This window comes from Amycolatopsis sp. NPDC005232, from assembly GCF_040607795.1.
Taxonomy (GTDB): domain Bacteria; phylum Actinomycetota; class Actinomycetes; order Mycobacteriales; family Pseudonocardiaceae; genus Amycolatopsis.
Genome location: NZ_JBEXHL010000006.1, coordinates 339,681 through 360,939, shown reverse-complemented (window position 1 = coordinate 360,939; position 21,259 = coordinate 339,681). Strand labels below are relative to the sequence as shown.

20 protein-coding genes and 1 pseudogene are annotated in these 21,259 nt (G+C 65.7%); 9 read left to right on the top strand and 12 right to left on the bottom strand.

Annotated features, from left to right (window positions below):
- The 3 genes from ABZU76_RS15100 to ABZU76_RS15090 all read right to left on the bottom strand — a co-directional run.
- Nucleotides 1-300, bottom strand: a 300-nt coding sequence (locus ABZU76_RS15100) for an SDR family NAD(P)-dependent oxidoreductase (RefSeq protein ID WP_354869288.1), incomplete at its 3' end; no start/stop codon positions are given.
- A 142-nt stretch (nucleotides 301-442) separates the two neighbouring features.
- On the bottom strand, nucleotides 443-961 hold the full coding sequence (locus ABZU76_RS15095) for a cupin domain-containing protein (protein WP_354869285.1): 519 nt from the start codon (nucleotides 959-961) through the stop codon (nucleotides 443-445).
- A gap of 188 nt (nucleotides 962-1,149) precedes the next feature.
- The gene (locus ABZU76_RS15090) at nucleotides 1,150-1,350 is read right to left on the bottom strand and encodes a hypothetical protein (protein WP_354869283.1); all 201 of its coding nucleotides are present in this window, start codon (nucleotides 1,348-1,350) and stop codon (nucleotides 1,150-1,152) included.
- 527 nt (nucleotides 1,351-1,877) lie between these two features.
- Between ABZU76_RS15090 and ABZU76_RS15085 the strand changes: the two genes are divergently transcribed.
- Both ABZU76_RS15085 and ABZU76_RS15080 read left to right on the top strand, forming a co-directional pair.
- Entirely contained in the window at nucleotides 1,878-2,945 is a 1,068-nt protein-coding gene (locus ABZU76_RS15085) for a DUF418 domain-containing protein (protein ID WP_354869280.1), read from the top strand.
- Nucleotides 2,946-3,482: 537 nt separating this feature from the next.
- On the top strand, nucleotides 3,483-4,007 hold the full coding sequence (locus tag ABZU76_RS15080) for a general stress protein (protein WP_354869313.1): 525 nt from the start codon (nucleotides 3,483-3,485) through the stop codon (nucleotides 4,005-4,007).
- Nucleotides 4,008-4,180: 173 nt separating this feature from the next.
- On the opposite strand, the gene ABZU76_RS15075 is transcribed toward ABZU76_RS15080, so the two are convergent.
- Nucleotides 4,181-4,738 carry a tyrosine-type recombinase/integrase gene (locus tag ABZU76_RS15075; RefSeq protein ID WP_354869278.1) on the bottom strand — a complete coding sequence of 186 codons (558 nt, stop codon included), beginning with the start codon at nucleotides 4,736-4,738 and terminating at the stop codon, nucleotides 4,181-4,183.
- 679 nt (nucleotides 4,739-5,417) lie between these two features.
- On the opposite strand from ABZU76_RS15075, the pseudogene ABZU76_RS15070 reads away from it, so the two are divergent.
- Nucleotides 5,418-6,144, top strand: a pseudogene (locus tag ABZU76_RS15070) (IS5 family transposase).
- Between the two features lie 693 nt (nucleotides 6,145-6,837).
- Here ABZU76_RS15070 and ABZU76_RS15065 read toward each other — a convergent pair.
- A complete protein-coding gene (locus ABZU76_RS15065; protein WP_354869276.1) occupies nucleotides 6,838-7,713 on the bottom strand; it encodes a PDR/VanB family oxidoreductase in 876 nt (291 codons plus the stop codon).
- A 59-nt stretch (nucleotides 7,714-7,772) separates the two neighbouring features.
- On the bottom strand, nucleotides 7,773-8,468 hold the full coding sequence (locus tag ABZU76_RS15060) for a hypothetical protein (protein ID WP_354869274.1): 696 nt from the start codon (nucleotides 8,466-8,468) through the stop codon (nucleotides 7,773-7,775).
- A 267-nt stretch (nucleotides 8,469-8,735) separates the two neighbouring features.
- On the opposite strand from ABZU76_RS15060, the gene ABZU76_RS15055 reads away from it, so the two are divergent.
- A complete protein-coding gene (locus ABZU76_RS15055; RefSeq protein WP_354869271.1) occupies nucleotides 8,736-9,764 on the top strand; it encodes an ABC transporter substrate-binding protein in 1,029 nt (342 codons plus the stop codon).
- 454 nt (nucleotides 9,765-10,218) lie between these two features.
- Here the strand turns inward: ABZU76_RS15055 and ABZU76_RS15050 are convergent, their stop codons facing one another.
- Together ABZU76_RS15050 and ABZU76_RS15045 are read right to left on the bottom strand one after the other, a co-directional pair.
- Nucleotides 10,219-11,040: an ABC transporter permease gene (locus tag ABZU76_RS15050; protein WP_354869269.1), complete on the bottom strand. Its 822-nt coding sequence runs from the start codon at nucleotides 11,038-11,040 to the stop codon at nucleotides 10,219-10,221.
- A 2-nt stretch (nucleotides 11,041-11,042) separates the two neighbouring features.
- Complete coding sequence (locus ABZU76_RS15045) at nucleotides 11,043-11,870, bottom strand: ABC transporter ATP-binding protein (protein ID WP_354869267.1); 828 nt, start codon at nucleotides 11,868-11,870, stop codon at nucleotides 11,043-11,045.
- 483 nt (nucleotides 11,871-12,353) lie between these two features.
- Here ABZU76_RS15045 and ABZU76_RS15040 point away from each other — a divergent pair, with 483 nt between their 5' ends.
- The gene (locus ABZU76_RS15040) at nucleotides 12,354-12,818 is read left to right on the top strand and encodes a nuclear transport factor 2 family protein (protein ID WP_354869264.1); all 465 of its coding nucleotides are present in this window, start codon (nucleotides 12,354-12,356) and stop codon (nucleotides 12,816-12,818) included.
- Between the two features lie 53 nt (nucleotides 12,819-12,871).
- Here the strand turns inward: ABZU76_RS15040 and ABZU76_RS15035 are convergent, their stop codons facing one another.
- The 4 genes from ABZU76_RS15035 to ABZU76_RS15020 all read right to left on the bottom strand — a co-directional run bounded on the left by ABZU76_RS15035 (nucleotide 12,872) and on the right by ABZU76_RS15020 (nucleotide 16,661).
- On the bottom strand, nucleotides 12,872-13,522 hold the full coding sequence (locus tag ABZU76_RS15035; protein ID WP_354869262.1) for a TetR/AcrR family transcriptional regulator: 651 nt from the start codon (nucleotides 13,520-13,522) through the stop codon (nucleotides 12,872-12,874).
- Nucleotides 13,523-15,261: 1,739 nt separating this feature from the next.
- A complete protein-coding gene (locus ABZU76_RS15030) occupies nucleotides 15,262-15,501 on the bottom strand; it encodes a hypothetical protein (RefSeq protein WP_354869259.1) in 240 nt (79 codons plus the stop codon).
- A gap of 353 nt (nucleotides 15,502-15,854) precedes the next feature.
- Nucleotides 15,855-16,175: an FAD-dependent monooxygenase gene (locus ABZU76_RS15025; RefSeq protein ID WP_354869256.1), complete on the bottom strand. Its 321-nt coding sequence runs from the start codon at nucleotides 16,173-16,175 to the stop codon at nucleotides 15,855-15,857.
- A 129-nt stretch (nucleotides 16,176-16,304) separates the two neighbouring features.
- Complete coding sequence (locus ABZU76_RS15020; protein WP_354869253.1) at nucleotides 16,305-16,661, bottom strand: helix-turn-helix domain-containing protein; 357 nt, start codon at nucleotides 16,659-16,661, stop codon at nucleotides 16,305-16,307.
- A gap of 68 nt (nucleotides 16,662-16,729) precedes the next feature.
- Here ABZU76_RS15020 and ABZU76_RS15015 point away from each other — a divergent pair, with 68 nt between their 5' ends.
- The 4 genes from ABZU76_RS15015 to ABZU76_RS15000 all read left to right on the top strand — a co-directional run bounded on the left by ABZU76_RS15015 (nucleotide 16,730) and on the right by ABZU76_RS15000 (nucleotide 21,212).
- Nucleotides 16,730-17,629: an LLM class flavin-dependent oxidoreductase gene (locus tag ABZU76_RS15015; protein WP_354869251.1), complete on the top strand. Its 900-nt coding sequence runs from the start codon at nucleotides 16,730-16,732 to the stop codon at nucleotides 17,627-17,629.
- Nucleotides 17,626-18,948 (top strand): FAD-dependent oxidoreductase, encoded by a 1,323-nt coding sequence (locus ABZU76_RS15010; RefSeq protein ID WP_354869248.1) that lies wholly within the window; start codon nucleotides 17,626-17,628, stop codon nucleotides 18,946-18,948. The genes ABZU76_RS15015 and ABZU76_RS15010 overlap by 4 nt, the downstream gene beginning before the upstream one ends.
- 219 nt (nucleotides 18,949-19,167) lie before the next feature.
- Nucleotides 19,168-20,157, top strand: coding sequence for an IS481 family transposase (locus ABZU76_RS15005; RefSeq protein ID WP_354869246.1), 990 nt, complete (start codon nucleotides 19,168-19,170; stop codon nucleotides 20,155-20,157).
- 488 nt (nucleotides 20,158-20,645) lie between these two features.
- Complete coding sequence (locus ABZU76_RS15000; RefSeq protein ID WP_354869244.1) at nucleotides 20,646-21,212, top strand: VOC family protein; 567 nt, start codon at nucleotides 20,646-20,648, stop codon at nucleotides 21,210-21,212.
- Nucleotides 21,213-21,259 lie beyond the last annotated feature (47 nt).

The following is a 21,259-nucleotide window of genomic DNA, read 5'->3' as shown; positions in this document are numbered from 1 at the left end:
GGTGGCGTAATCCTCGGCGGTGTAGTCGGTGAACGGCTTGGCGACGTAGACGCCCGCATTGTTGACCAGGGTGTCGACGCGGCCGAACCGCTCGAGGGCAGCGGAGATCACCCGTTCGGCGGTGGCCGGGTCGGCGATGTCGCCCTGGACCGCGAGGACGCCCGCGTCCTCGGCGGGGGTGATGGTGCGCGAGGTGGCGACGACCGCGTGGCCGAGCTTGCGGTAGGCCTCGACCAGGCCGGCGCCGATGCCCTGCGAGGCCCCGGTGATGACGGCAACCTTCTGATACTGCGTGCTCATGACATACCTCCGGATGTTCGACCGAGCGCGCGCATCGGCTCGGTGACGGGATGGGATGGGATTTCTCGACCTCGGCTGCCGCCGCCGGTCGACTCCTCGGCGGTAGGCCGCACGCGGCGGCGGCGCGCCCACCGCGACGGGGCTAGTCGCGGCCAGGCGGTGGCTTGAGCCCGTACCGGGCGATGAGGTCCGGCAGCCAATCGGGGGTGGCGAACTCCAGTCCGTACTCGGCCGCGAGGCGTGCCATCTCCCCTTCGGCGGGCGGGCTGCCCGCAATCAGGTCGGACAGGTCATGGAAGAACCCTTCGAAGCCGCCCGGGGCGATCACCTCGATCATCCGCGCGGGCGTCTTGCTCGCGTTCCACATCGTGTGGAGTTCTCCGCGTGGCTTGGTGATGTATCCACCTGCGCCGAGTACGGCCTCGCGGTCGCCTGATCGGAAACCGATCTCCCCCTCGGTCACGATCGAGTACTCGTCCTCACGGGTATGCAGGTGCGGAGCGACCAGTGCACCGACGGGGAAGGAGTGTTCCACGATCGACACAGCACCTCCTGTCTCGTGGCTCCAGAGCTTGAAGGCCACTCCGATATCTCCGAGATCCCCCTCCTTTCCCTCTCCCGGTTGCACGATCGTCAGTGGCGGAGGCGTTATGCCGCCCATGATGACTCCCCCGTTGTCATTGATGTGACTTGCTGGCAATTTGTGCCGCCCCCCGTGGGCCGGCTGGGGTCGTAGTGCGACAGACGGCAGACGGCGTGTTGTGTCGGACGAGCGTCACCTTGCGATAAGCACGGTCTGTTGCGCCGACACGGAGGTGCACTCGTGAGGTCAGCACTAGTGCCGCACGATTAACTTTCGGAGTTACGTTCCTCCTCCTCCGCCTTCTCCTCGGCCACAACAGCGTCATGGAAGCTGCGCAGTTCCGCCTCGTAGAGTTCACGCTCCGGCACGTCGTCGCCGTCGGGGTCGGCACTATTAGCGACCTCGGCAAGTTCGAGATCGACCGCTTGGTGGAGTTCGTGGACTGCGGGGCTGGGCTTTTCGTTCATCGTTGCTCCTTAACGTCATCGAGGTGACCCCGAGCCCCCGGCGACTCGGAGCCACGGGAAGGTGAATCCGCGAACCTGTCGAAGGTCTCCTCTCCAACAGGAACCGCCGAGGAGGTCAGACTGCGTGGACTGACCTAGAGGGCGACCTGCCACCGGCGGTTGACCAGTGGCGCATGCACGAGCCTCCCCGGCCTCACGGCGCCGAAGCTCTCGCTCATGACAGTTGATCTCGTTTCTCGACTTCCCATTCGTTCTTGCTGAGCTCGATCCTGCCAGCTGGGTCGAGCGAGACGGCACGGGACCCTGTGGTCCACTTTATGACGCACAGTACTGTGACCCCAAGTCTGATAGATCTGGACCTAAAAGTCCACTACGGAGATTCCGCAACGACATCCTCGCTGAGCTGCTGATCGACCGTGGCACCTAGCGCCTCCGGGCACCCCCGGATCATCCTCGCGATCGATGCCCGAGCAGTCCGGGCGGCGGTTGACTCACCACACCACACCACACCACGAAGGGAACTTTCCGTGGACACGGCTACGAAACCCATGACGACGGTCCGGCAGCGGATCGAGTCGATCGACATCATCCGCGCGATCGCGGTGATGGCGATCCTGCTCGTGAACGTCGGGGCGTACTACGCCACAGCCAGCCCGGGTCACCGACCCGCGCCCGAAACGTCGGCCGTGGACACGGTGGCGAGCCGGCTCGTCGACTTGCTGGTGCTCGACAAGTTCCACTTCATCTTCGCGTTCCTCTTCGGCGTCAGCGCGGCCATCCAGTACGAGAACATGACGCGGCGAGGGAACTTCTGGGCACCTTACCTGCGCCGGATGGGCATCCTGCTCGCGTTCGGCCTGGTGAACCTGACCCTGCTGCACGCACCGGACGTGCTCACCGTGTACGCGCTCAACGGCGCCGTTCTCGCGTTGTTCTTCCGCGCGCCGCAACGAGTTCTGCTCGTCGTCGGCCTCGTCGTGGGACTCGGCGCCGACGTCGCCAGCACCGGCGTCGCGCTCGCGGACCACTACGCGGGCGCCGGAATCGGCCAGGTTTCGTGGCTGGCGACAGGCGTCGTGGTCCAGTCGTTCGGCCACACCATGCTCGGGTGCTGGGCGCTGCGCGCCGGTCTGCTGACAGCCGAGCGGCACGTGCCGGCGATCCGGAAGCTCTTCGCGGTAACCGGGATCGCGACGATCGCCTTGTGGGTGTGGACGTTGTCATTGTCGGACACGAATCTCATGCACGCGCTGGAGGAAAACCTCGCCATCGTGCCGGCCGTCGCGTACCTCAGCGGGCTCGTTCTTCTGCTGCGCTCGGCCCGGCTGCGCGCAGTGTTGCTGCCGCTGCAGCGCTACGGGCGCATGGCGCTCACGAGCTACCTCACCCACGCGATCCTCGGCCTCGTGGTGGTGGGCACTCTCGCTTCGTTCTGGACGATCCCCACTGCGCTGCTTTTGCTGCTGTGCGTGCCGATCTGGGCGGTGCAGCTGGTGTTCAGCCACTTCTGGCTCGTGCACTTCGCCTACGGCCCGTTCGAATGGCTGTGGCGCGCCGGGACGTACTGGACGCGGCCGGCCTGGCGAGTGCGCTGACCGGGTGTGCTGATGCCGCAAGGCCCCGGTCCGCGACGCACCTCGAGTGATTCAGCTCGGCGCGCTCAGCCTGCCGACGCTCCCGCTCGGCTTGGATCTCGGCAGACACCCGCCGAGGGTGCTCCGCGCTGGCCGCCTCGGCGGCCGGGCGGACCGCCGGCGCCGCAGGGCGTAGGTGACGGCGTCGCGCCGGCGTTGCCCGAACCGGCGCACCTCGATCGGCCGCAGCGGGCCGGCACCGGACGGGAGCGCGGCCCGGCACGGACCATCCGCTCTTTCACGACGTCGAACCCATCCGAAGAGAGCCTCCTGGTGTTCATCCGCTGGTCTGCTACCGCAATGTGGTGGGTTCTTACCGCTCGTCAACCCATCGGGCGGTCGGCATCGCCAGGCCGATAGTTCAGCCGGGGCAAGTCTGAGTGAGGACGCCTTCATGTCACCTCATCCACCAGCACCAAGTAAGACGGTCACTCAAGGCGCCGCAAAGTGGAATCCAGCATGTCCAGACCCTCAGCGCAGCCGAACGAAGCACAGGTGATGATCGTGACCAATCCCATCTCGTCGGGACTGCGGGCGCCGGGACTGCCCAGCCTGCCGACGCCGCCATCGGGGTGGCCGATCGGCTCATACGGCACCTATGAAGAAGCACAGCGCGCGGTCGAGTATCTGGTCGACAACGAGTTCACAGTCCAGGACCTGACGATTGTCGGCGTCGACCTCATGCTCGTCGAGCGTGTCATCGGTAGGCTCACCTGGGGCAAAGTGCTCGGCACCGGCGTGCTGTCCGGCGCCTGGTTCGGGCTGTTCGTCGGCCTGCTGCTGGGCCTGTTCAACAGCACCAAGGGCATGGCCGCTGCGCCGATGATCGTCGGCCTCGCCGCCGGAGCCCTGTTCGGCGGCGTATTCGCGGCGCTCGGCTACGCCACTGCCCGCGGACGCCGCGACTTCTCCTCTACCAGCCAGCTCGTTGCCGGCCGCTACGACATCCTGTGCGAGCCACGCAATGCGGAAAAGGGCCGGGAGCTGCTGGCCAAGCTCGCTCCAGGGGCTCATCGCAGTTGAACGTGAGGGCGAGGCTCGTAACCGCGGTCTTCGAGCAATGATCGCGCGATCGAGTTCGTGCCGTGGCAGAAGCCGAACACTGAGCCGCGCAGTGCTCCAGTCCACTGCAGAGCCGGCGCTGAGCGGCGTGTCGCTCGCGACTCTCGGCACGATCGAGACCGACCGCGAAGCGGTCATGCGGCGCCGGTGATCGTGGCTGTCACGAGCGGGCCTTGTGGGGCGATGGGAGTCAGGTGAAGTAGCGCAGCCAGACGTACCCCCAAGCCATCGCCGTACTGAGGACAGTGACGACAAGGCCGTAGCGGGTGAACTGCCAGAAGCTGATGGTGTGGCCGGTGCGGGCGGCGATGCCGATGGCGACGACGCAACGCCTCCCCCGTGGCGGGGTTGAACGGGACGGGGCGTGCACGACGCCCCTTGCCCAAGACCCCCATCGAACAGACCTCGAAGTCGGAACTTCCCGGATCCCGCTCAGCCGGGTTCGCCGCTCGCAGCGCGCACAGTTCTCCGAGCCGTACTCCACAGTCGATCAACACCAGCATGATCGCGCGGTCACGAAGCTGCACGAACGACTTGCCCACCGTCGTCGCCAGAAGTGCCGTCAGTTCGTGGTCGCGCAAGATCGCCGGCGGGTTCTCCGGGACGGCGGGCACTTCCATTTTGTAGAAGGGCGAGATCTCGATGATGTCTTCGACGTCGTCGAAGCATGGCGACGCTCTCGAGGTACGCATCGATCGTGGAGTCAGCGCGGCTCTTGGCGTTCAGATGCGTTCTCCGGTCCCCCGACGAGCGCTCTGACGTCCTCGGGGTCCAGCACCTCCTCAAGTGCCTCAGCGACGGTCATGAGATCAGTCGTACTCGGAAAATCCCTTGGGTTCCCAGCGCCGTGCTGGTTGTTGGCGCCCGCCAGGAGGCTCACAAAGATCAACTAGACGCCGTGTTTACGCAGGTCACGGACACAATTTAGACATGAAGAGTGGGCCGGGTCGGGCTCGAACCGACGGCCAAGGGATTATGAGTCCTCCTGGGCTCAGCGGTGTACTGACCTGCGAAAACCCAGGTCCGCCGTAGGCATCCGGGCCATAATCCCTTGGGTTTCAGCAGACCCCCCGAAAGGGGCATCTGACGGCCGCTAAGTCTGCGCCTTGAACCCGGCCCTCGGCCGAAGATGCTCTTCGAGTTGCTTGGCCAGCGACGCCGAACCGTGGGTCCGACGCTCCCGCTAACGCAGTCCAGTTCACACGACGAAACTCCATCTTGAGAGATAAAGAGATAAAAGGTGAGGATGTAGCACGGACACCGATTCCACCGATATGGACAGGGTGAGCGAAGCGGTAGATCAGCCCGGGCTAGAGGCTAAGAGCGTGTCTCGTTTGGATCTTTCAGGTTGGGCTGCGATGATCTAGTGCTGTGATCGACTCGCTGTCGCAACGTCTGGTGCCCGATGACTTGTGGGCGCTGGTGGAGCCGTTGATCCCGCCGGCGAAGGAGCGTCCGCAGAGTGGTGGGCGTGCGCGGACGGATCCGCGGGCGGTGTTCACGGCGATCGTGTTCGTGTTGACCAGTGGTTGTGCGTGGCGGCACCTGCCGCCGTCGTTCGGGGTGTCGGTGCCCACGGCGCACCGGACGTTCACCGAGTGGACCGAGGCCGGGTTGTGGCGGCAGTTACACCAGGCGGTGCTGGACGAACTGGGCGGCCGGGGGTTGATCGGGGCAAACCCGACTCGAAGATCCACGTGTTGTCCGACCGGGTCGGCGTGCCCTCGACCGTCGGAATCTCCGCGGCGAACACCCACGACAGCCACGCGCTCAAACCCCTGATCAATGCGCTCCCGGCGATCCGCTCCCGCCGGGGACCCCGCGCCGGAAACCGGCCAAACTGCACGCTGACAAGGCCTACGACATCCCCGCCCTGCGCGACTGGCTCCACCAGCGCCGAATCCTCCCACGGATCGCCCGCAAAGGCATCGAATCCGGTGACAAGCTCGGCAAACACCGGTGGGTGATCGAACGAGCCGTCGCCTGGCCGTTCGGCTACCGCAGACTCACCATCCGCTACGAGCGCAAAGTCAGCCACTTCCTCGCCTTCCTCACCCTCGCCGCGGCCATCAACTACTACAAGAGACTCACCAAATGAGACAAGCTCTAAGCGCGTAGTGAGCCCGTCCAGAGTCGTCAAATGAGTATCCCGATCGCGGTAAACTTCCCGCTGGAGGCCCTAAGGTTCCGCTCAGCGAGCTCTGCGGCCGTCGTGTGAGGCGTACCTCCCGGCGGTTTCCGTGCCAAAGACCATCGTCGATGACGCCAGCGCGACCAGCGGTGCGCCGCCGCTACTGATCGGCTTGGCGCGCTGGCACCAGCACGCATCCGAGCGAGCGAGCCTCAGGGAAACACGCTTGCCGCGGCCCACGGGTTGCCCGGGACACGGCGGTCTCGATCCCACTATCTTTCCAGGTGCGCAAGGATTCTTCGGACATACGCTCGACGAATGCGGCTGGGGACGGACGACGACGAAAGAAGGGACAGAGCGCAGGAGCAGGAGTCCAGCGACGAGCCGCGCCGCGCGGTCGGTCACCGGCGACCGACCGGCAAGCGCGAGCAGCGATTCACGAGCGCTTGTCGGGCCAGAGGGGTCGGCGACTCGGCCGGCTCGATCGACCTGGCCGCCGAGATTCCGCGATTGCGTGCGCGCGCGTTGGGCCTGCTGGTCGTTGCGGCTCTGCTCGTCGTCCTGGTCGTGGCCGCGGCCGTGCTCGTGCAGAGTTCTGAGGATCTGCTTAAGATCTGTTCTATTAGGTCAATGTCGCCACCCGCGGACGCTTGGGGCCTATCAGAGGTCGAGTACGAGCCGCTCGGATCGCGCCCGCGAAACGCACACGAACATGCTGGTATTCTCGGCGCGTTCAGTGTCGGTCAGCACTGAGTCACGGTGCTCGGGGAGTCCCGCGAGGACAGTCGTCTCGCACGTCCCGCACACTCCTTCCCGGCACGAGTGGTCAACATCGATTCCGGCATCGAGCATCACCTGCAGCATGGAGCGGTCCGCCGGCACCTTGAGCACCTTCTTCGACGAGGCCAGCTCGATCTCGAACTCGTCCGCTCCAGTCACAAACGGGGCGTGTGGAGTGAACCGCTCGAGCCGCAGCGTGCCGGCGGGCCAGGGGCGAGTGTAGAGCTCGCAGGCCGTAAGCAGAGGCTCCGGCCCGCAGCAGTAGACCAGTGTTCCGCGATCCGGCCTGCCGAGGAGTTCCGCGACCGGCAGAAGTCCTCGTTCGTTCTCCGGCCAGAGCTCGACGCGGCTGCCGAAAGCGGCGGACAGTTCGTCCGCGAAGGCCATCGATTCGCGAGAGCGTCCGCCATACCAGAGCCGCCAGTCCGTGCCCGCCGTCGCGGCGGCGTGAACCATCGGGAGGATCGGCGTGATCCCGATGCCTCCCGCAACGAACAGATACCGCGGTGCCGGCCGCAGCTCGAAGTGATTTCGAGGCACGGAGACGCGCAAGGAATCACCGACCGACACAGACTCGTGCAACGCCACTGAGCCACCGCGCGACGCCGGCGCGCGCAGCACCGCGATTCGCCATCGGTCCGCATCGCGCGGGTCGCCGCACAAGGAGTACTGCCGCACGAGTCCGTCACCCACGAACACGTCGATGTGGGCGCCGGGTTCCCAGGTCGGCAGGGCGCCGGCGTCCGCGCGGCCCAACGTGAGTGCGACGACACCAGGAGCCGGCCAGTCCTGGGACATGACGCGGACGTCGAGCATCACGACAACGCGAAGGCCGGGTAGTCGAAGCACAACACGGTCGCACCCTCGGCACCGGCGACCCAGCCGGCAGATGCCGCGGCGTCTTCGACATGTCCCCACGACCATTGAGCGAAGTGGTGACCACCGGCAAGCAGGGTGCCGGTGAGGATCGTGAGGAGCCGACCTGATCCGCGTGGCGCGGGCAACTTGAGCGACTGCCCGGCGGTTATCGAGCATTGGTAGGCGGCGAGCCCGTCGTCGTGCGGTTCGATGAGAGTCCGCAGGCCCGGCCTGGGCGAAGCAGCAAGCGTGACCGTGAAGTGCCGGCCGGAGCGGTGCGGCTTGAGCTTGCGAGATTCGGGCATGTACTTCGCGCCGACGTCGGCGTGGACCCGGGCAGTGAAGTAGTCGATGCCCCGCTCGCCGGCGATGATCGGGCCGTAAGAGGTCCATGCGTCGGCGTAGTGGATCGCTGGAGTGGTGACGCTGGAACGGCCGAACCTCCCCTCTCCGGTGGTGAACACCTGGAACTGAGGGACCGCATGGTAGTGCGGTGCGGTGATGTCGCCGGCGGCCTGGTGCACGAGGAACACCTGCGGGCCGGGGCGGTTCTCGGTGACGTGGCCGAAGACGTTGTCGACGCGATAGTGCACGTCGCCCTTGCCGATGGTCTCGACGGTGTCCTCGGCGGATTCGCGCAACCGGATGAGCATGTGCCACTCCTGACGGCGGGACCGCGACCGGGCGGCCCGGGACGGATAGCGCAGTGAGGGTATCCCCGCGCAAGCAATGCAGTCAACCAGTGCGTTGACGAGAAGCTAATTCGAGATGGGGTCTGCAAAAAATGCCTGAAGAGCGACAAGGACAAGTCAATCAACACCCTCGTTGACTCATAGGCTTCGAGTACCTAGGATCGGGCCACCAAGTGACCGCGGTCACTCGTTTCGCGGGGGAATACACTTCGGACGAAAGGTCGGGTCATGGGTCGCAGGTTCAAAAGGGTCGCGGCCGCGCTTGCCGCGGTCACGGCGTTCGCAGTGTCTGCGTGCGGCAGTGGCGGCGCCGGGGAGACCGCGAGTGGCGGTGGCACGCTGTCTGTGGCGTTGCAGGAGAACTACGCCACATACCTGCTCGAGGTCGGGATAGCCCAAGGCTACTTCAAGGACGCCGGGATCACGGGGCTCAAGACGACGCTCTTCACGTCGTTGCCGGCGATGTTCGCCGCTGTCCAAAAGGGACAGCTCGACTTCGGGATGCAGACGATGCCGGCGCTCGCGAGCTTCAACGCGACGGCCGGAGCGAACCCGCTGAAGTCGTTCGAGACCTTTGGCAACACGAACTTCTGGTACGTCGGCAAGAACTCCGGCCTGCCGGATATCACGAGCGGTGACTGGCAGAGCATCGTGCGGAGTTGGAAGGGACACACCATCGGGGTGCCGGCGCTGGGCTCCATCATGGAGAAGCGGCTCCGCTCGATGCTGAAGACCGTCGGCCTGAATCCCGACAAGGACGTCAAGATCGCTGTGGCCGGCGTTGCCACCTCCGCCGCAGCACTCGAGAAGGGCGTGGTCGATGTCGTGACCGTGACCACGCCCAACGCGGCCCAGATCGAGACGAAGAGCCTCGGCCGGCTCGCCGTCAACGACGAGTCCGGGCCGGAGGAATTCCGAGGGCTCATCGCGACGAGCCTGTACTTCACTGCCGGCTCTTCACTGAAGGCGCGACCCGGGTTCTATCAGAAGATCGCCACCGGCATGGAGAAGGCGCGGGCCTTCGTTACGGACCCGAAGAACAAGGAAACGTGCGTACGGGTCTTGAGTGACAAGGTCGGGCTCAGCCCGGCCATTGCCGCGAAGGCCTACGAATTCGACCACGACGGCGTTGCGGCAGCGAAGGTGTCGGAGGCGTCGTACCAGAAGTCGATCGATTCGCTGGTGTCCTCGGGGATCATGACCCGGCCGACACCACTGTACAAAGACATGATCGCTACAGACAGCCTCGGCGGCTAACCGTCGCACGCTGAAGCCCCGGGATACCGTCGCCACAGTATCCCGGGGCTTCGGCCGCTCAGCTTCCCGGGCCACCAAGAGCCGGTCACCCATCACGTCGTCCACGGCATCCCAGTACTGGAAGCACAAGCGGAGGGTTCGTCACCGACACCGAACTTCTCTCGGTGCACGACCGTCTTGCGGGGATCCGAGATCCCCTTCCCGGGATGTGATCGCACGGCAGAACAGGTTGGCACGATCGACCGTCCCGGTCAGGCTGGGGGCGTACGCGTCGACGGCGAGCAAGCCCGCGATCTGCTGTCAGCACCAGCCGCGCTGCTCGAGTATGGCTGTCCGCACGGGCCACCATCTCGCCGCAGGCCCGATCGGCGAACGCGGCGAGATCTTCGACCTGCCAACCGAAACGAGTTGTCAACGCAAGTAGTGAAATCGTGCCCGAGCGGAGGTGCCCAGGTCACGGTTGCCATTGGAGTATACGGCGCTCCAGCGCGCCCATCGCGGCGTTGATCAGCGAGGCGATGACTGCCAGCACGATCAGCAGGCCGTACATCGCCTCGATCTGGAATTGACCGGCGGCGGTCTGCAGCTCCTGGCCGATCCCGTCGGTGGACCCGATGAGCTCGGCCGTGACTGTGCCGAGAAGGGCGTAAACGAGGCCAAGCCGGATCCCGCCGAAGATGGCGGGCACAGCGACGGGTAGCAGGATCTTGGTGAACTTCTGCACCTTGCTAGCGCCGAGTACCTCAGCCAGGCGGGTGTGGTCGAGGTCGACGGACGCGACCCCCGCGCGGGCCGCACTGATCGATATGAACAGGACGAGTGAGAACGCCAAGGCGATCTTCGCGTTGATCGTCAGTCCGAACGCGACGACGAATACCGGCGCAAGAGCGATGCGGGGCATCGCGTTGAGCGCGCTGAGGAATGGGTCGACCACCCGCTCCAGCCTCGGCAGCAGTGCGAGCACGATTCCGACGACGACTCCGGCGGCCGTCGCCAGCACCCAGGCGATCACGGTCGCCAGCATGGTCGCGGCGAGATCGCTCCAGAACTGCACGTCGGCGAAAGCGTTGCCGAGCCACGCGAACACCGTCCCGGGTGGGCTCAGCACGGTGGGGCTGACCCACCCGAGGCGCGCGACGACGTACCAGATCGCGACGAGGGCCGCGAGGACACCGATGCGGGCAGCGAGGAGCCCGCCGCCCGCGCGCATGGAACGCGGTGACGAGGACGACGACGCCCGGCGAGCCGCCGGGACCGCGGTTTCGAGTTCGCTCATGGTTACCTCGGCATCTCGTTGAGGCCGGCGATCAGCCGGCGGTGGATCTCGCCGTAGCGGGGATGTTCTTCGAGCGTCGCTTCGTTGCGGGGTCGCTCGATCCCCACAGCGATCTCGTCGATCACTCTGCCGGTGTGCAAAACCAGGATCCGATCGGCGAGCAGCACGGCTTCCTTCAGTTCGTGCGTGACGAACACAGCCGTCCGCCGGTTCCGGCCCCAGACGCCAAGGAACTCCTCCTGCACAGATGCGCGGGTCTGCGCGTCGAGCGCGGCGAACGGCTCGTCCATGAGCAGCACCTCCGGATCCATTACCCATGTGCGAGCCAGGGCCACACGCTGGCGCATGCCTTGGGAGAGCTGCCACGGGTAGCGTCCTGCGGCGTGAACGACTCCGACCCGCTCCAGAGCGGCCAGCGCGCGGTCGCGCCGTTCCGACCGGGACAGTTGGGGCCGGCGGATCTCGAGTGCGAACTCCACATTGCGCCGTGCGCTCCGCCAGGGCAGGAGCCCGTCGCGCGCGAACATATAACCGACGCGTCGCCTGGCCAGCCGTGGCCTATCACCTGCCACCAGGGCGGTACCCGACGTCGGTAGCTGCAGTCCGGCAAGGACGTTGAGCACGGTCGTCTTGCCGCAGCCGCTGCGCCCGACCAGCACCAGCAATTCGCCGGGCCGCACGTCGAACGTCACACCGTCGACGGCGCGGGCACCGAGCGCGCCGTTGCGACCGGGGAACTCCACAACGAGGTCTGCGACCTGGATCCCCGCTATGGCAACATCATCGGATTTCACGGGTTCGGCCGGTGCACCGATCCGGGTGAAGGACATATCCGGCACCTTTCGTGGGGCGGTAGGGGCAGGGAGTTTCCTGCGGCCCATGCGGGCCGCGTCCAAATGCCGCGTCGCACGAACAGCGGGGTGAAGCAGCTGGCTGAACCGCCGATATCCGCAAGGAATCAGGTTTCTCGGCGAAGCTCGGTTCGCAGGAGTCGGGCAATCGAGGAGGCTGGTCGAGCGCGAGAGAGCTGGGCGCCGCAGGTACCGCGGAGTCCTTTGTGGAACTGCTAAGACTGTCACACACGGTTCCGGTCGTGATCGCAGCGCTGCCGGTCACCCTGCGCATCTCGGCGATCCTTCCTGCTCACGAAATCTCACGGGCGGGCAGGACCGGATGATCCTGCCCGCACTCGGTCGTGATGCTTCGTCCATGCAACCCGCCGCCGCTCGATTCGTCAACACCTTCGTTGACACCAGTGCGCTCGGTGTTTATCGTGCTGACGGGCAGGCAGTGCGGCGACCAGGAGGAGCAGGGTGGCTCACGAACGCGGCGAGGATATCGACGAGTCGCTCGATGCGCGGATCGCCTGGCTGGAAGCCTTCGAAGAGTTGAAGCGGCTGAAAGCGCGGTACTTTCGGTACGTCGACACCCACGACTGGACTGGCCTGCGGGCGCTCTTCACCGACGATTGCGAGTTCGGCGGTGACAACTTGCGCGAGGTAACAGGTCCCGACGACTTCGTCAACCGCGTTCAGGCTTGGATCCTGCCCGGCACGTCAGTGCACCGCGGAGCCGATCCGGTACTCACCATCCGCAGCCGCGGCACAGCGTCAGGGGTGTGGCCGATGTACGACCGAGTCGAGATCGAACGTCCTGGCGGTTCGCGCGGGTGGGAAGGTTACGGCTACTATCACGAGACGTACAGGCGTGGTGCCGACGACATGTGGCGGATCGCAGCCTGGCGCCTGGAACGGCTGAACGTGTGGCCGCTGCGGTGAACCGTGACCTGCGGATCACCAGGTGCCGAACGCCTCTCCCTGGCACTTGAGGCTCAGCGCGCGGGACGGAGTCCGGCGACGAGCTGGTCGGCCATCGTCGTCCCCAGTTCGTCACCGGTGAGCTTGCCACTGGGCCGGAACCAGCGATGGGTCCAGTTGACGGCCCCGACAATGGTGTTCATCGCGATATGCCGATGGTCGGTGACGAACACGCCGTCCGCGATGCCATCGTCGAGGATCTTCAGCAGGGCTTCCTGGTAGCGCTTGCCGAGCTGCAGCATCGTCCGGGCCCAGACCTCGTCCAGGGTCTCGGAATGGATGCGGCTCATGTCCTCCTGGATGTACACGAACATGTAGGGGTAATGGTCTTCGTACTTGTGCAGCGTGGTCACGATCAGCTCGCGCAGACGCGCCTCCGGGCCGGCATCCTGGCCCGCGACCTGCTCCGCGGCAGCGACGACCTCTTCCACCGCCTGTTGCGTGACGAGCTGGAAAAGCTCATTCTTGCTGGCCACGTAGTAATAGAGGGAGGCACGGTCGGTGCCCAGCCTCTCCGCGACATCCTTGAGCGAGGTCGCCTCGTACCCACGGTCGCGGAACACCTCCGCACCGGCAGCGACGATCTCTGCTCGGCGCTGCGCGTACCCGGCTCCGCCGTCGCGCAGCGCCGCCGTCCTCCGCCGACCGATCGCACTCTTGGCCATGCCCCGCATTCTACCCGGCTCACCGTGAGCGTTGACGGCAAGCCGATGCTGATCGCGCTGGTCCAAGGTCGAAATGGCCAAAGCGGTCAACGAAGGCTTCGGGTTCCATGCTACGCAGGTGCCCGCGTCTGCCGAGTGCTGTCGGACAGGCACGGTCTCCGCTCGTCAGGCCCGCCGCCGCAGGTCGGGGCCTGCCGGGATGTCGTGTCTATGCCCGCGTCAGGACAGAGTTCCAGCAGCCGGAAGGAGCAGCTCGCGATGCAGTTCTCGGCAGGTTCACTGAACTCGACCGCGACCCGGCTCTGGCGCACCGGTTCATGGCCTGCGACATCCGCACCGAGCAGGTCGATGCCGACAATGATGTTGAGGACAGCGCCATCAGCGGCGTGAGAGGTGACGAAGCCGATGACCGCGGCGGTTCCAGCAGACCTGGCGAGCGATCATCGATGATGGAGAACGCATCGACGTGTGCCTCCAGGCGGACCTCGTGCCACTCCCCTGTCACCGCGTAGCAAGCGGAGACCAGCAATCGCCGGGCCGCCGGAGAACCTGAAATACACTTGCGAACGAATACCAGCGCAGTTCAGCAAGCCGGCGAACTCGATCAGTAATTCGTCGTCATGGTGATAACGGCAAGCCCGGGCAATCCGTGCCCCTTTGGGCTCACATCATCGAAGGGCGAGGCTTACGGCTGGTCAAGCGGCTCGGCAAGCCCAGTGCCGACCGCTCCGATACCGGCACCCAATCCCCACGCCGCGACGAGACCCGCTGCGTGGCGCCGGCCCATACACCTCAACACCGCGGAAGTCGCCATCGCCACGGCGAAACCGACCGGGAGATCCGAACGACGAAGCCGCGTGGACCCGACGCGCTCGTCCCAGCCGGGCGAAGTCGGGGAACGGTGCGCACGTCGAGTGACGACAATACCGGTGACCAGACCCAGCGTCGCAGAGATGGCCTGATTCTTCTTACTTTTCTGCACAGCAGGAGCCTACCTTCCGGGCCTGCTGCTGCCGCACCGTCCACTCGGACAGGCAAAGGCTCGTGCCCATAAGCGCCAATCCTTCAGCAGTCGCACCGGTGTCACCGCCGGCGAGTGCCTCGAGTTGCCCGCCCGGATCGCGCTTCGGCTATCGGACCCCGGCAACCTCGACACGGTCACGAAGCGAGGTGGTAGTCACGCTCGAAATGTTCGCCGATACCAGCGGTCGACCACCAGTTCGACCTCGTAGTCGACATTGTCGCTGGGTAAGACGATCGTGTCGAACGGACCCGCGATCGACGAGGGAACTTTGTGAAGACCACAGGCTGCGCCAACGGTTCGACATCCCCTCCGCGGCGTGTACGTGATAGTTCAGCCCGTTCGCTAACACCTGCCCCGGGGGTGGTGACGGGGCGCCAATGCCCTCGGCCGGGATCGAGGGCGGGGTCGCCAACTGCCCAGGCCGTGAACTCGGCCCATCGTGGGTAGATCGCGCCAGGTCGCTCGGGAACCGGCCGTCACCCGCCGTCTGGACGTCGAGCACGCCGCTGTCCCGGGCAGGCCCGACCCAGCCTCGGTCGTTGACAATCCGCACCCTGTTCCTCCGTAAACGATCTCCGGACCGGTCATATCCCGGCCCGTCAACAAGGCGAGCAGACATTCCGACCCGCCGCGGGTTCTTGTGGTTCAGTAGTTCCACGATCACCGATCTGACGGCGCCGCTGACGCGCCCCCGCCATGACGGGGCGTCAGCGGCTCAACCGAAGGTCGGGTGGGACAGATCCCAGCTCCGGTGCTCCCACACACCCGGACGGGCATCACCGGGCCGGACCATCAGGGCCCGCTGGTCCGGCCGCGGCCAGAACTCGCCCTCCTCGTAGAGCCGGCGGGGCAGATCCGCGAGCTTCGCGCCGTCCCTGCGCACGACGATGAGCTTGTCGGGGTCGAACGGGAAGCCATCGGGATCCGTGACGAACTCCCGGCCACTCACATCCACTCGTGCGACGCATCCCCGTCGCGAACGCGTCGGTCAGCAGTTCCAGTCCTTGGCCAACCGGATCGGTGCAGTAAATGGATAGTTAGAGCCCGTGGTCGATCGATAGGTACGGGAAGATCTCCTGGTCATACAACTGGGCGTACTTCGCGAGCAAGCCGTCGATCGTCGAGAACTCGAACGCCGAGCGGTCCAGTCGTGCCGCCTCGGCGTATTCGCCGGGTCGAGGGGAGGCCGACGGGATGGAACACGATCCGGCGATTCGCGCGGGCGACCCCCGCCTTCCTCCGGGAGAAGGACAGAAGCTCTTGCCCATACCGGTTCCGCCCCGGCGCGCTCCTCCGCGTGGCGCCGCATTACCCGTTCGAGCCGCAGCTGAGACACGACCGCGTCACCGACGACGCCTCCGCGTATCGCTCACGCAACGGCCCCCGAACCCGTCGAACCGGAAATTTCGCGTGCGTCCAGCGGGCCCTCACCGCCCATCCCGGTGATCTAACGAACTGTGGTCTCGTGCGTTGGCATCCCATCGCCAGCACCTCGTCGCCGAGACCATGCTGGCGGAAGATCTCCATCGTCCGCTGGCTCAGATAATGGGCTTTGGGCAGTGAGATGTCGACGCGCGCCGTTCGACAAGCAGGTAATCGACCCCAAGATCGGCGAGTAAAATAGCACACGCGAGTTGGCCTGGCGTCTGCCCGGTTCCTCTAATAGCCTCGTCGGTTCGGCGGCGAGCATGTTAGTGCGCTATGCGAAACAGAGCGCAACGCGATCATGACACTTCCGCACAACGGCGGCCGGCTGGGTCAGTGCTTGCCCCGGGAAACCATTCCCCACCGCACAAGCGGTTGGAGCGCGACGATGAGATCCCGGCCGCGGCCCGTGAGCTCGTAACGGATCTGCACCGGCGTGGTCGGCACGACGGTCCGGTTGACCAGCCCTTCGGCTTCGAGTTCCTTGAGCCGTCGGGACAGCATCGGATCCGACAGACCATCGACCACCCGGAGGACCTCGCCGAAACGCTCGCTACCGCGCGCCAACGCAAGCAGGATCGCCCCGGTCCAACGTCGGCCGATGATCTCCATTGCAGTCTGGAAGCCCGAGCACTCGTCCTCGTTCAGGATCGAGGGCTGGGGCCGGGTGACGCGCTGCGCGGAGGACATACTTAAGAAAACTAAGTGACTTCGGACCGATTTGCAAGTCCCATGCCTCGGCGCGGAGCATCGGCGTCATGGCAGATTTCGGACGTCCCGTCAGCTTCGGGATCAGTATCGATCCCACCGCCGCAGGCTTCGCCCCGTCACTCGACATAGCGCAGCGAGCCGACCGGGCCGGACTGGACTACCTGGCGGTACAAGACCACCCGTACCAGCCTGGATACCTCGACATGTGGACGATGGTGACCTACTTGCTCGCCCGCACCGAGCGGATCTCGGTGCTGCCCGACGTCGCCGACCTGCAACTGCGCCCGCCGACCATCCTGGCCAAGGCCGCGGCCTCTCTGGCGGCCATGGCCGGTGGTCGGGTCCAGCTCGGCGTCGGTGGCGGCGCGAGCGCGCCGGCGATCGCCTCGATGGGCGGAATCCCTCGATCCGGATCCAGTATGGTGACCTTCACCGACGAAGCAATCCAGATCTTGCGGCAGGCGTTGAAGGGCGACGCCATTGAAGCCCGGACCGATCAGCATCAGGTCACCGGCTATCAAGCCGGGCCGATACCACCCAAGCCGATCGAGGTGTGGGTCGGAGCGCAGAAACCAAAAATGCTTGCAGTCACCGGCCGGTCCAGCGACGGCTGGGTGTGCCCGCTCAACATCTACATCGCCCCCGACGAAGTGCCCGGACTGCAGTCGCTGATCGACAAGGCGGCAGCAGATGCGGGCAGGGAACCGCGCGAAGTCCGCCGGATCTACAACGTCCTGGGATCTGTCGGCGGTCACCGCGGCGGGCAGGGGCTCCTCGGCCCGGTCGAGCAGTGGGTGGACACGCTGGCCGACTGGACCGTGCGGCTCGGATTCGACACGTTCGTCTTCTGGCCCATCACCGATCCGGCTGGCCAGCTGGAGATCTTCACGACGCAGGTGGTTCCCGCGGTACGAGCCCGCGTCGCCGAGCTGCGTGACAGGGCATGACCAAACTGGTGCTCCCGAGTGTGTTGCGGGACCGTGCCGTGCGCCCCGGCGACCGGCGTTATCCACTGTTTCAGTCGACGTACGTCAGAACCGCTTCCCCTGCATTGATCCTGGTACCTGAAAGCGCCGACGAACTGGCTGTGGCGGTGACCACAGCACGGGACAGCGGCCTGCAGATTTCGATTCGCAGTGGTGGACACAGCTTGGCAGGACGGTCGTCGAACGACGGCGGGATTGTACTCGACCTTAGCGCTCTGCGCCAGGTCGATGTGCTGGACACCGGAACCCGCCGAGTGCAGGTCGGGGCCGGAGCGCGCTGGGCACACGTCGCCGAGGCACTGAGCGAACACGGCTGGGCGATCAGCTCCGGCGATCACGGTAATGTCGGTGTCGGAGGCATCGCGACCGCAGGTGGAATCGGGTGGTTCGTTCGGCGCTACGGGCTGACAATCGACCACATCCATGCCGTCGACGTCGTTCTCGCGGACGGCACCCAGGTGCACGCGGACCACGATCACCATCCCGACCTCTTCTGGGCGATGCGAGGCGCCGGCGAAAACGTCGGGATCGCCACCTCCTTCGAGATCGACGCCGCGCCGATCCGGAACGTCGGCTACGCCAACGTCGTCGTCGAGGCCGACCTCAAGGGCGAGACCGTGCGCCGGTGGTCGGAGTACATGGCACAGGCACCCCGGGAGCTCACGACGACCGTCGCGCTGTTTCCCCGGCGCGGTGGTTTCGCCGCCCAGTTCACCGCGGTCGTCGCCAACGAGGACGGCGCGCTGATCAGGCAGCTCGTCGAACCACTCACCCGGTTCGGAGTTCGCCCGCTCAATCAGGCCGCACAGGTCGTTCCGTACACCGCACTGGTCTCCCGTAGCCACGTACACCCGAACCTGGGACAGCAACCGTCCACCACGACGAACGCCTTGCTGCCGACGCTCACGGCGGCCAGCGCTGAAGCCATCATGACGATGGCCGACCACCCGAACGGCCCGTTAGTTCAGCTACGCGCGCTCGGCGGCGCGATCAACGACGCCGATTCAGCAACGACCGCGTACGCGCACCGACACCAGGAAGTGCTCGTGATCGTCACGCAATTCCCGCCGGTGGGCGGCGTCGAGCTCGACGTGGTCACGAAATCCTTGGTTCCCTATGCCGACGGCGCCTACCGCAGCTTCGAGAGCCGACCGGACGAGCGCACGTTCCGCAAGGCGTTCCCCGGCCGCACCGGCGACCGTGTCCTCCGCCTTCGCGACCGGTTCGATCCCGATGGCGTGTTCCGCCGTCCACCTCTGACCGGGGAGCCAACCCGATGACGCCCGCCGAACCGGTCGCTTCGCCGGGCGCACTCAACTCGCCGTTCGAAATCCACCCTCATGCACCTCGCCCAGCACCAGCTGAGCCAGCAAGCCCTAGTTGTACTGCCTGGGGAGGTTGCGATCGGTGCGACACGTGATCGGATGATCTTGGTGTGAGGGAGGGCCTCCGGGTTCGGTGTGGATTGCGACATCTGCACCGGCTACCAGGAGGCCCTCGTGTCCCACCGTAATGCCCCGCTGTCTGAGACCGGCAGGCTGCGCCTGGCCCGGTGTGTCGTGGACGAGGGCTGGCCGTTGCGGCGGGCCGCGGAGCGGTTCCAGGTATCGGTCTCCACCGCGGTGCGGTGGGCCGGGCGCTACCGCGAGCACGGCGAAGCCGGCATGGCTGACAGGTCAAGCCGTCCACACGCGAGCCCGCACCAGACCCCCACCCGGGTCGAGCGGCGAATCATCAAGGTCCGGGTGATCCGCCGGTGGGGACCGGCCCGGATCGCCTACCTGCTCGGGCTGAATCCGTCCACGGTTCACCGAGTCCTGACCCGTTACCGGTGCTCCCGGCTGGCCCACCTCGACCGGGCCACCGGACGGCCGATCCGCCGCTACGAGCACGACGCGCCCGGTGACCTGGTGCATGTCGATATCAAGAAGCTGGGCAACATCCCCGACGGCGGCGGGCATCGTGTCACCGACCGCGCCACCGGAGAGCAGAACAAGAAAGCCACCACCACAGCTCGTTACCGTCATGGCAGACCCAGGATCGGATCCAGCTACCTCCACAACGCCGTGGACGACCACTCCCGGCTGGCCTACAGCGAAATCCTGCCCGATGAGACCAAAGAAACCGCGGTCGCGTTCTGGACACGAGCGCACGCGTTCTTCACCTCAGTCGGGATCACCATCCAGCGAGTCCTGACCGACAACGGGTCCTGCTACAAGTCCCACCTCTGGCGCGACACGCTGCGCGACGCGGGCATCGTCCACAAGCGCACGCGCCCCTACCGGCCGCAAACCAACGGCAAAGTTGAGCGGTTCAATCGCACCTTGCTCGAGGAATGGGCCTACGCACGTCCTTACCACTCAGAAGCCGAGCGACGTGACGCCTATCCGGGGTGGTTGCACACCTACAATCACCACCGCGGCCACACCGCACTCGCCGGCCAACCACCCGCCAGCCGCGTCCCCAACCTCACAGGGCAATACACCTAGTCGAGGTGCTTGGCCTGCACCCCAGCGCAGTGGTCGGCATTCTCAACGACCTCGAGGCAGCTCGGCCGGTGCGCCGTCGTCGCGACCCGACCGACCGCCACCGGCACATCGTCGAGATCACTGCGGTCGGCGGCCGGGCGCCGGGCGAAGGTGGAAGTTGCATTCGCAGCCATTGAACGCGAGCTTTCGGCGAGCTTGATGACGAGCAGACAACGGTGCTGGGCATTCTGCCGTCACAGGTCGACTTCTCGCGGTGCGAAGATACCTGGGCCGAGATCTGAGCCGGCCGAAATTCGGCCTCGGCCGGCCTTTCGAATAACATTTACCCCGGAATGGTCGACCTAGCTCGAATTATCATTTATGTTCACCAACGGTTACCCGATATAAATCGCTACTACGCATCCCCTTTTTAATCCACGGAAAATACGATCAAACCGCTCATGGGAGTGTGACTAAAAATGGCTTCTCCATCGAAAATGGCACATGTCGTGCTGAACACCGAGCGCGTGGCCGACATGACGGAGTGGTATCTCAAGGTCCTTGACGCCCGCGTGGTCCACGACGGCCCCGCCGGGGTGTTCCTCTCATACGACGAAGAACACCACCGGATCGCGTTCATCGACAGCACCCGCGGCGGCAAGCCCTCCGGCCAGGTGCCGCCGATGGCCAGCGCGCCGGTGCAGCCCCAGGGCGTGACCGAGGGCGTGAACCCGCTCGACATCGTCGGCGGCCCGCTGACCGGGCTCTCCCACATCGCCTTCACCTTCACCAAGCTGGGCGACCTGCTGGACAACTACGGCCGCCTGGCCGCACTGGGAATCCGCCCCGTGCTGTCGATGAACCACGGCACGACGACCTCGCTGTACTACCGCGACCCCGAGGGCAACCACGTGGAGCTCCAGATCGACAACATGCCGGTGGAGGAGGGCGAGGCCTTCATGGCGTCGGAGGTCTTCCTCCGACGCCCCGGCGGCATCGTCATCGATCCCGACGAACTGGTCAAGGGTCTGCTATCGGGTGTGTCCGAAGAAGAACTGGTCAAGCCGGCGTGGTGACCAGCGGAGGAGCGAAGATGACCGACGAAAACAGTTCTGGTCACCAG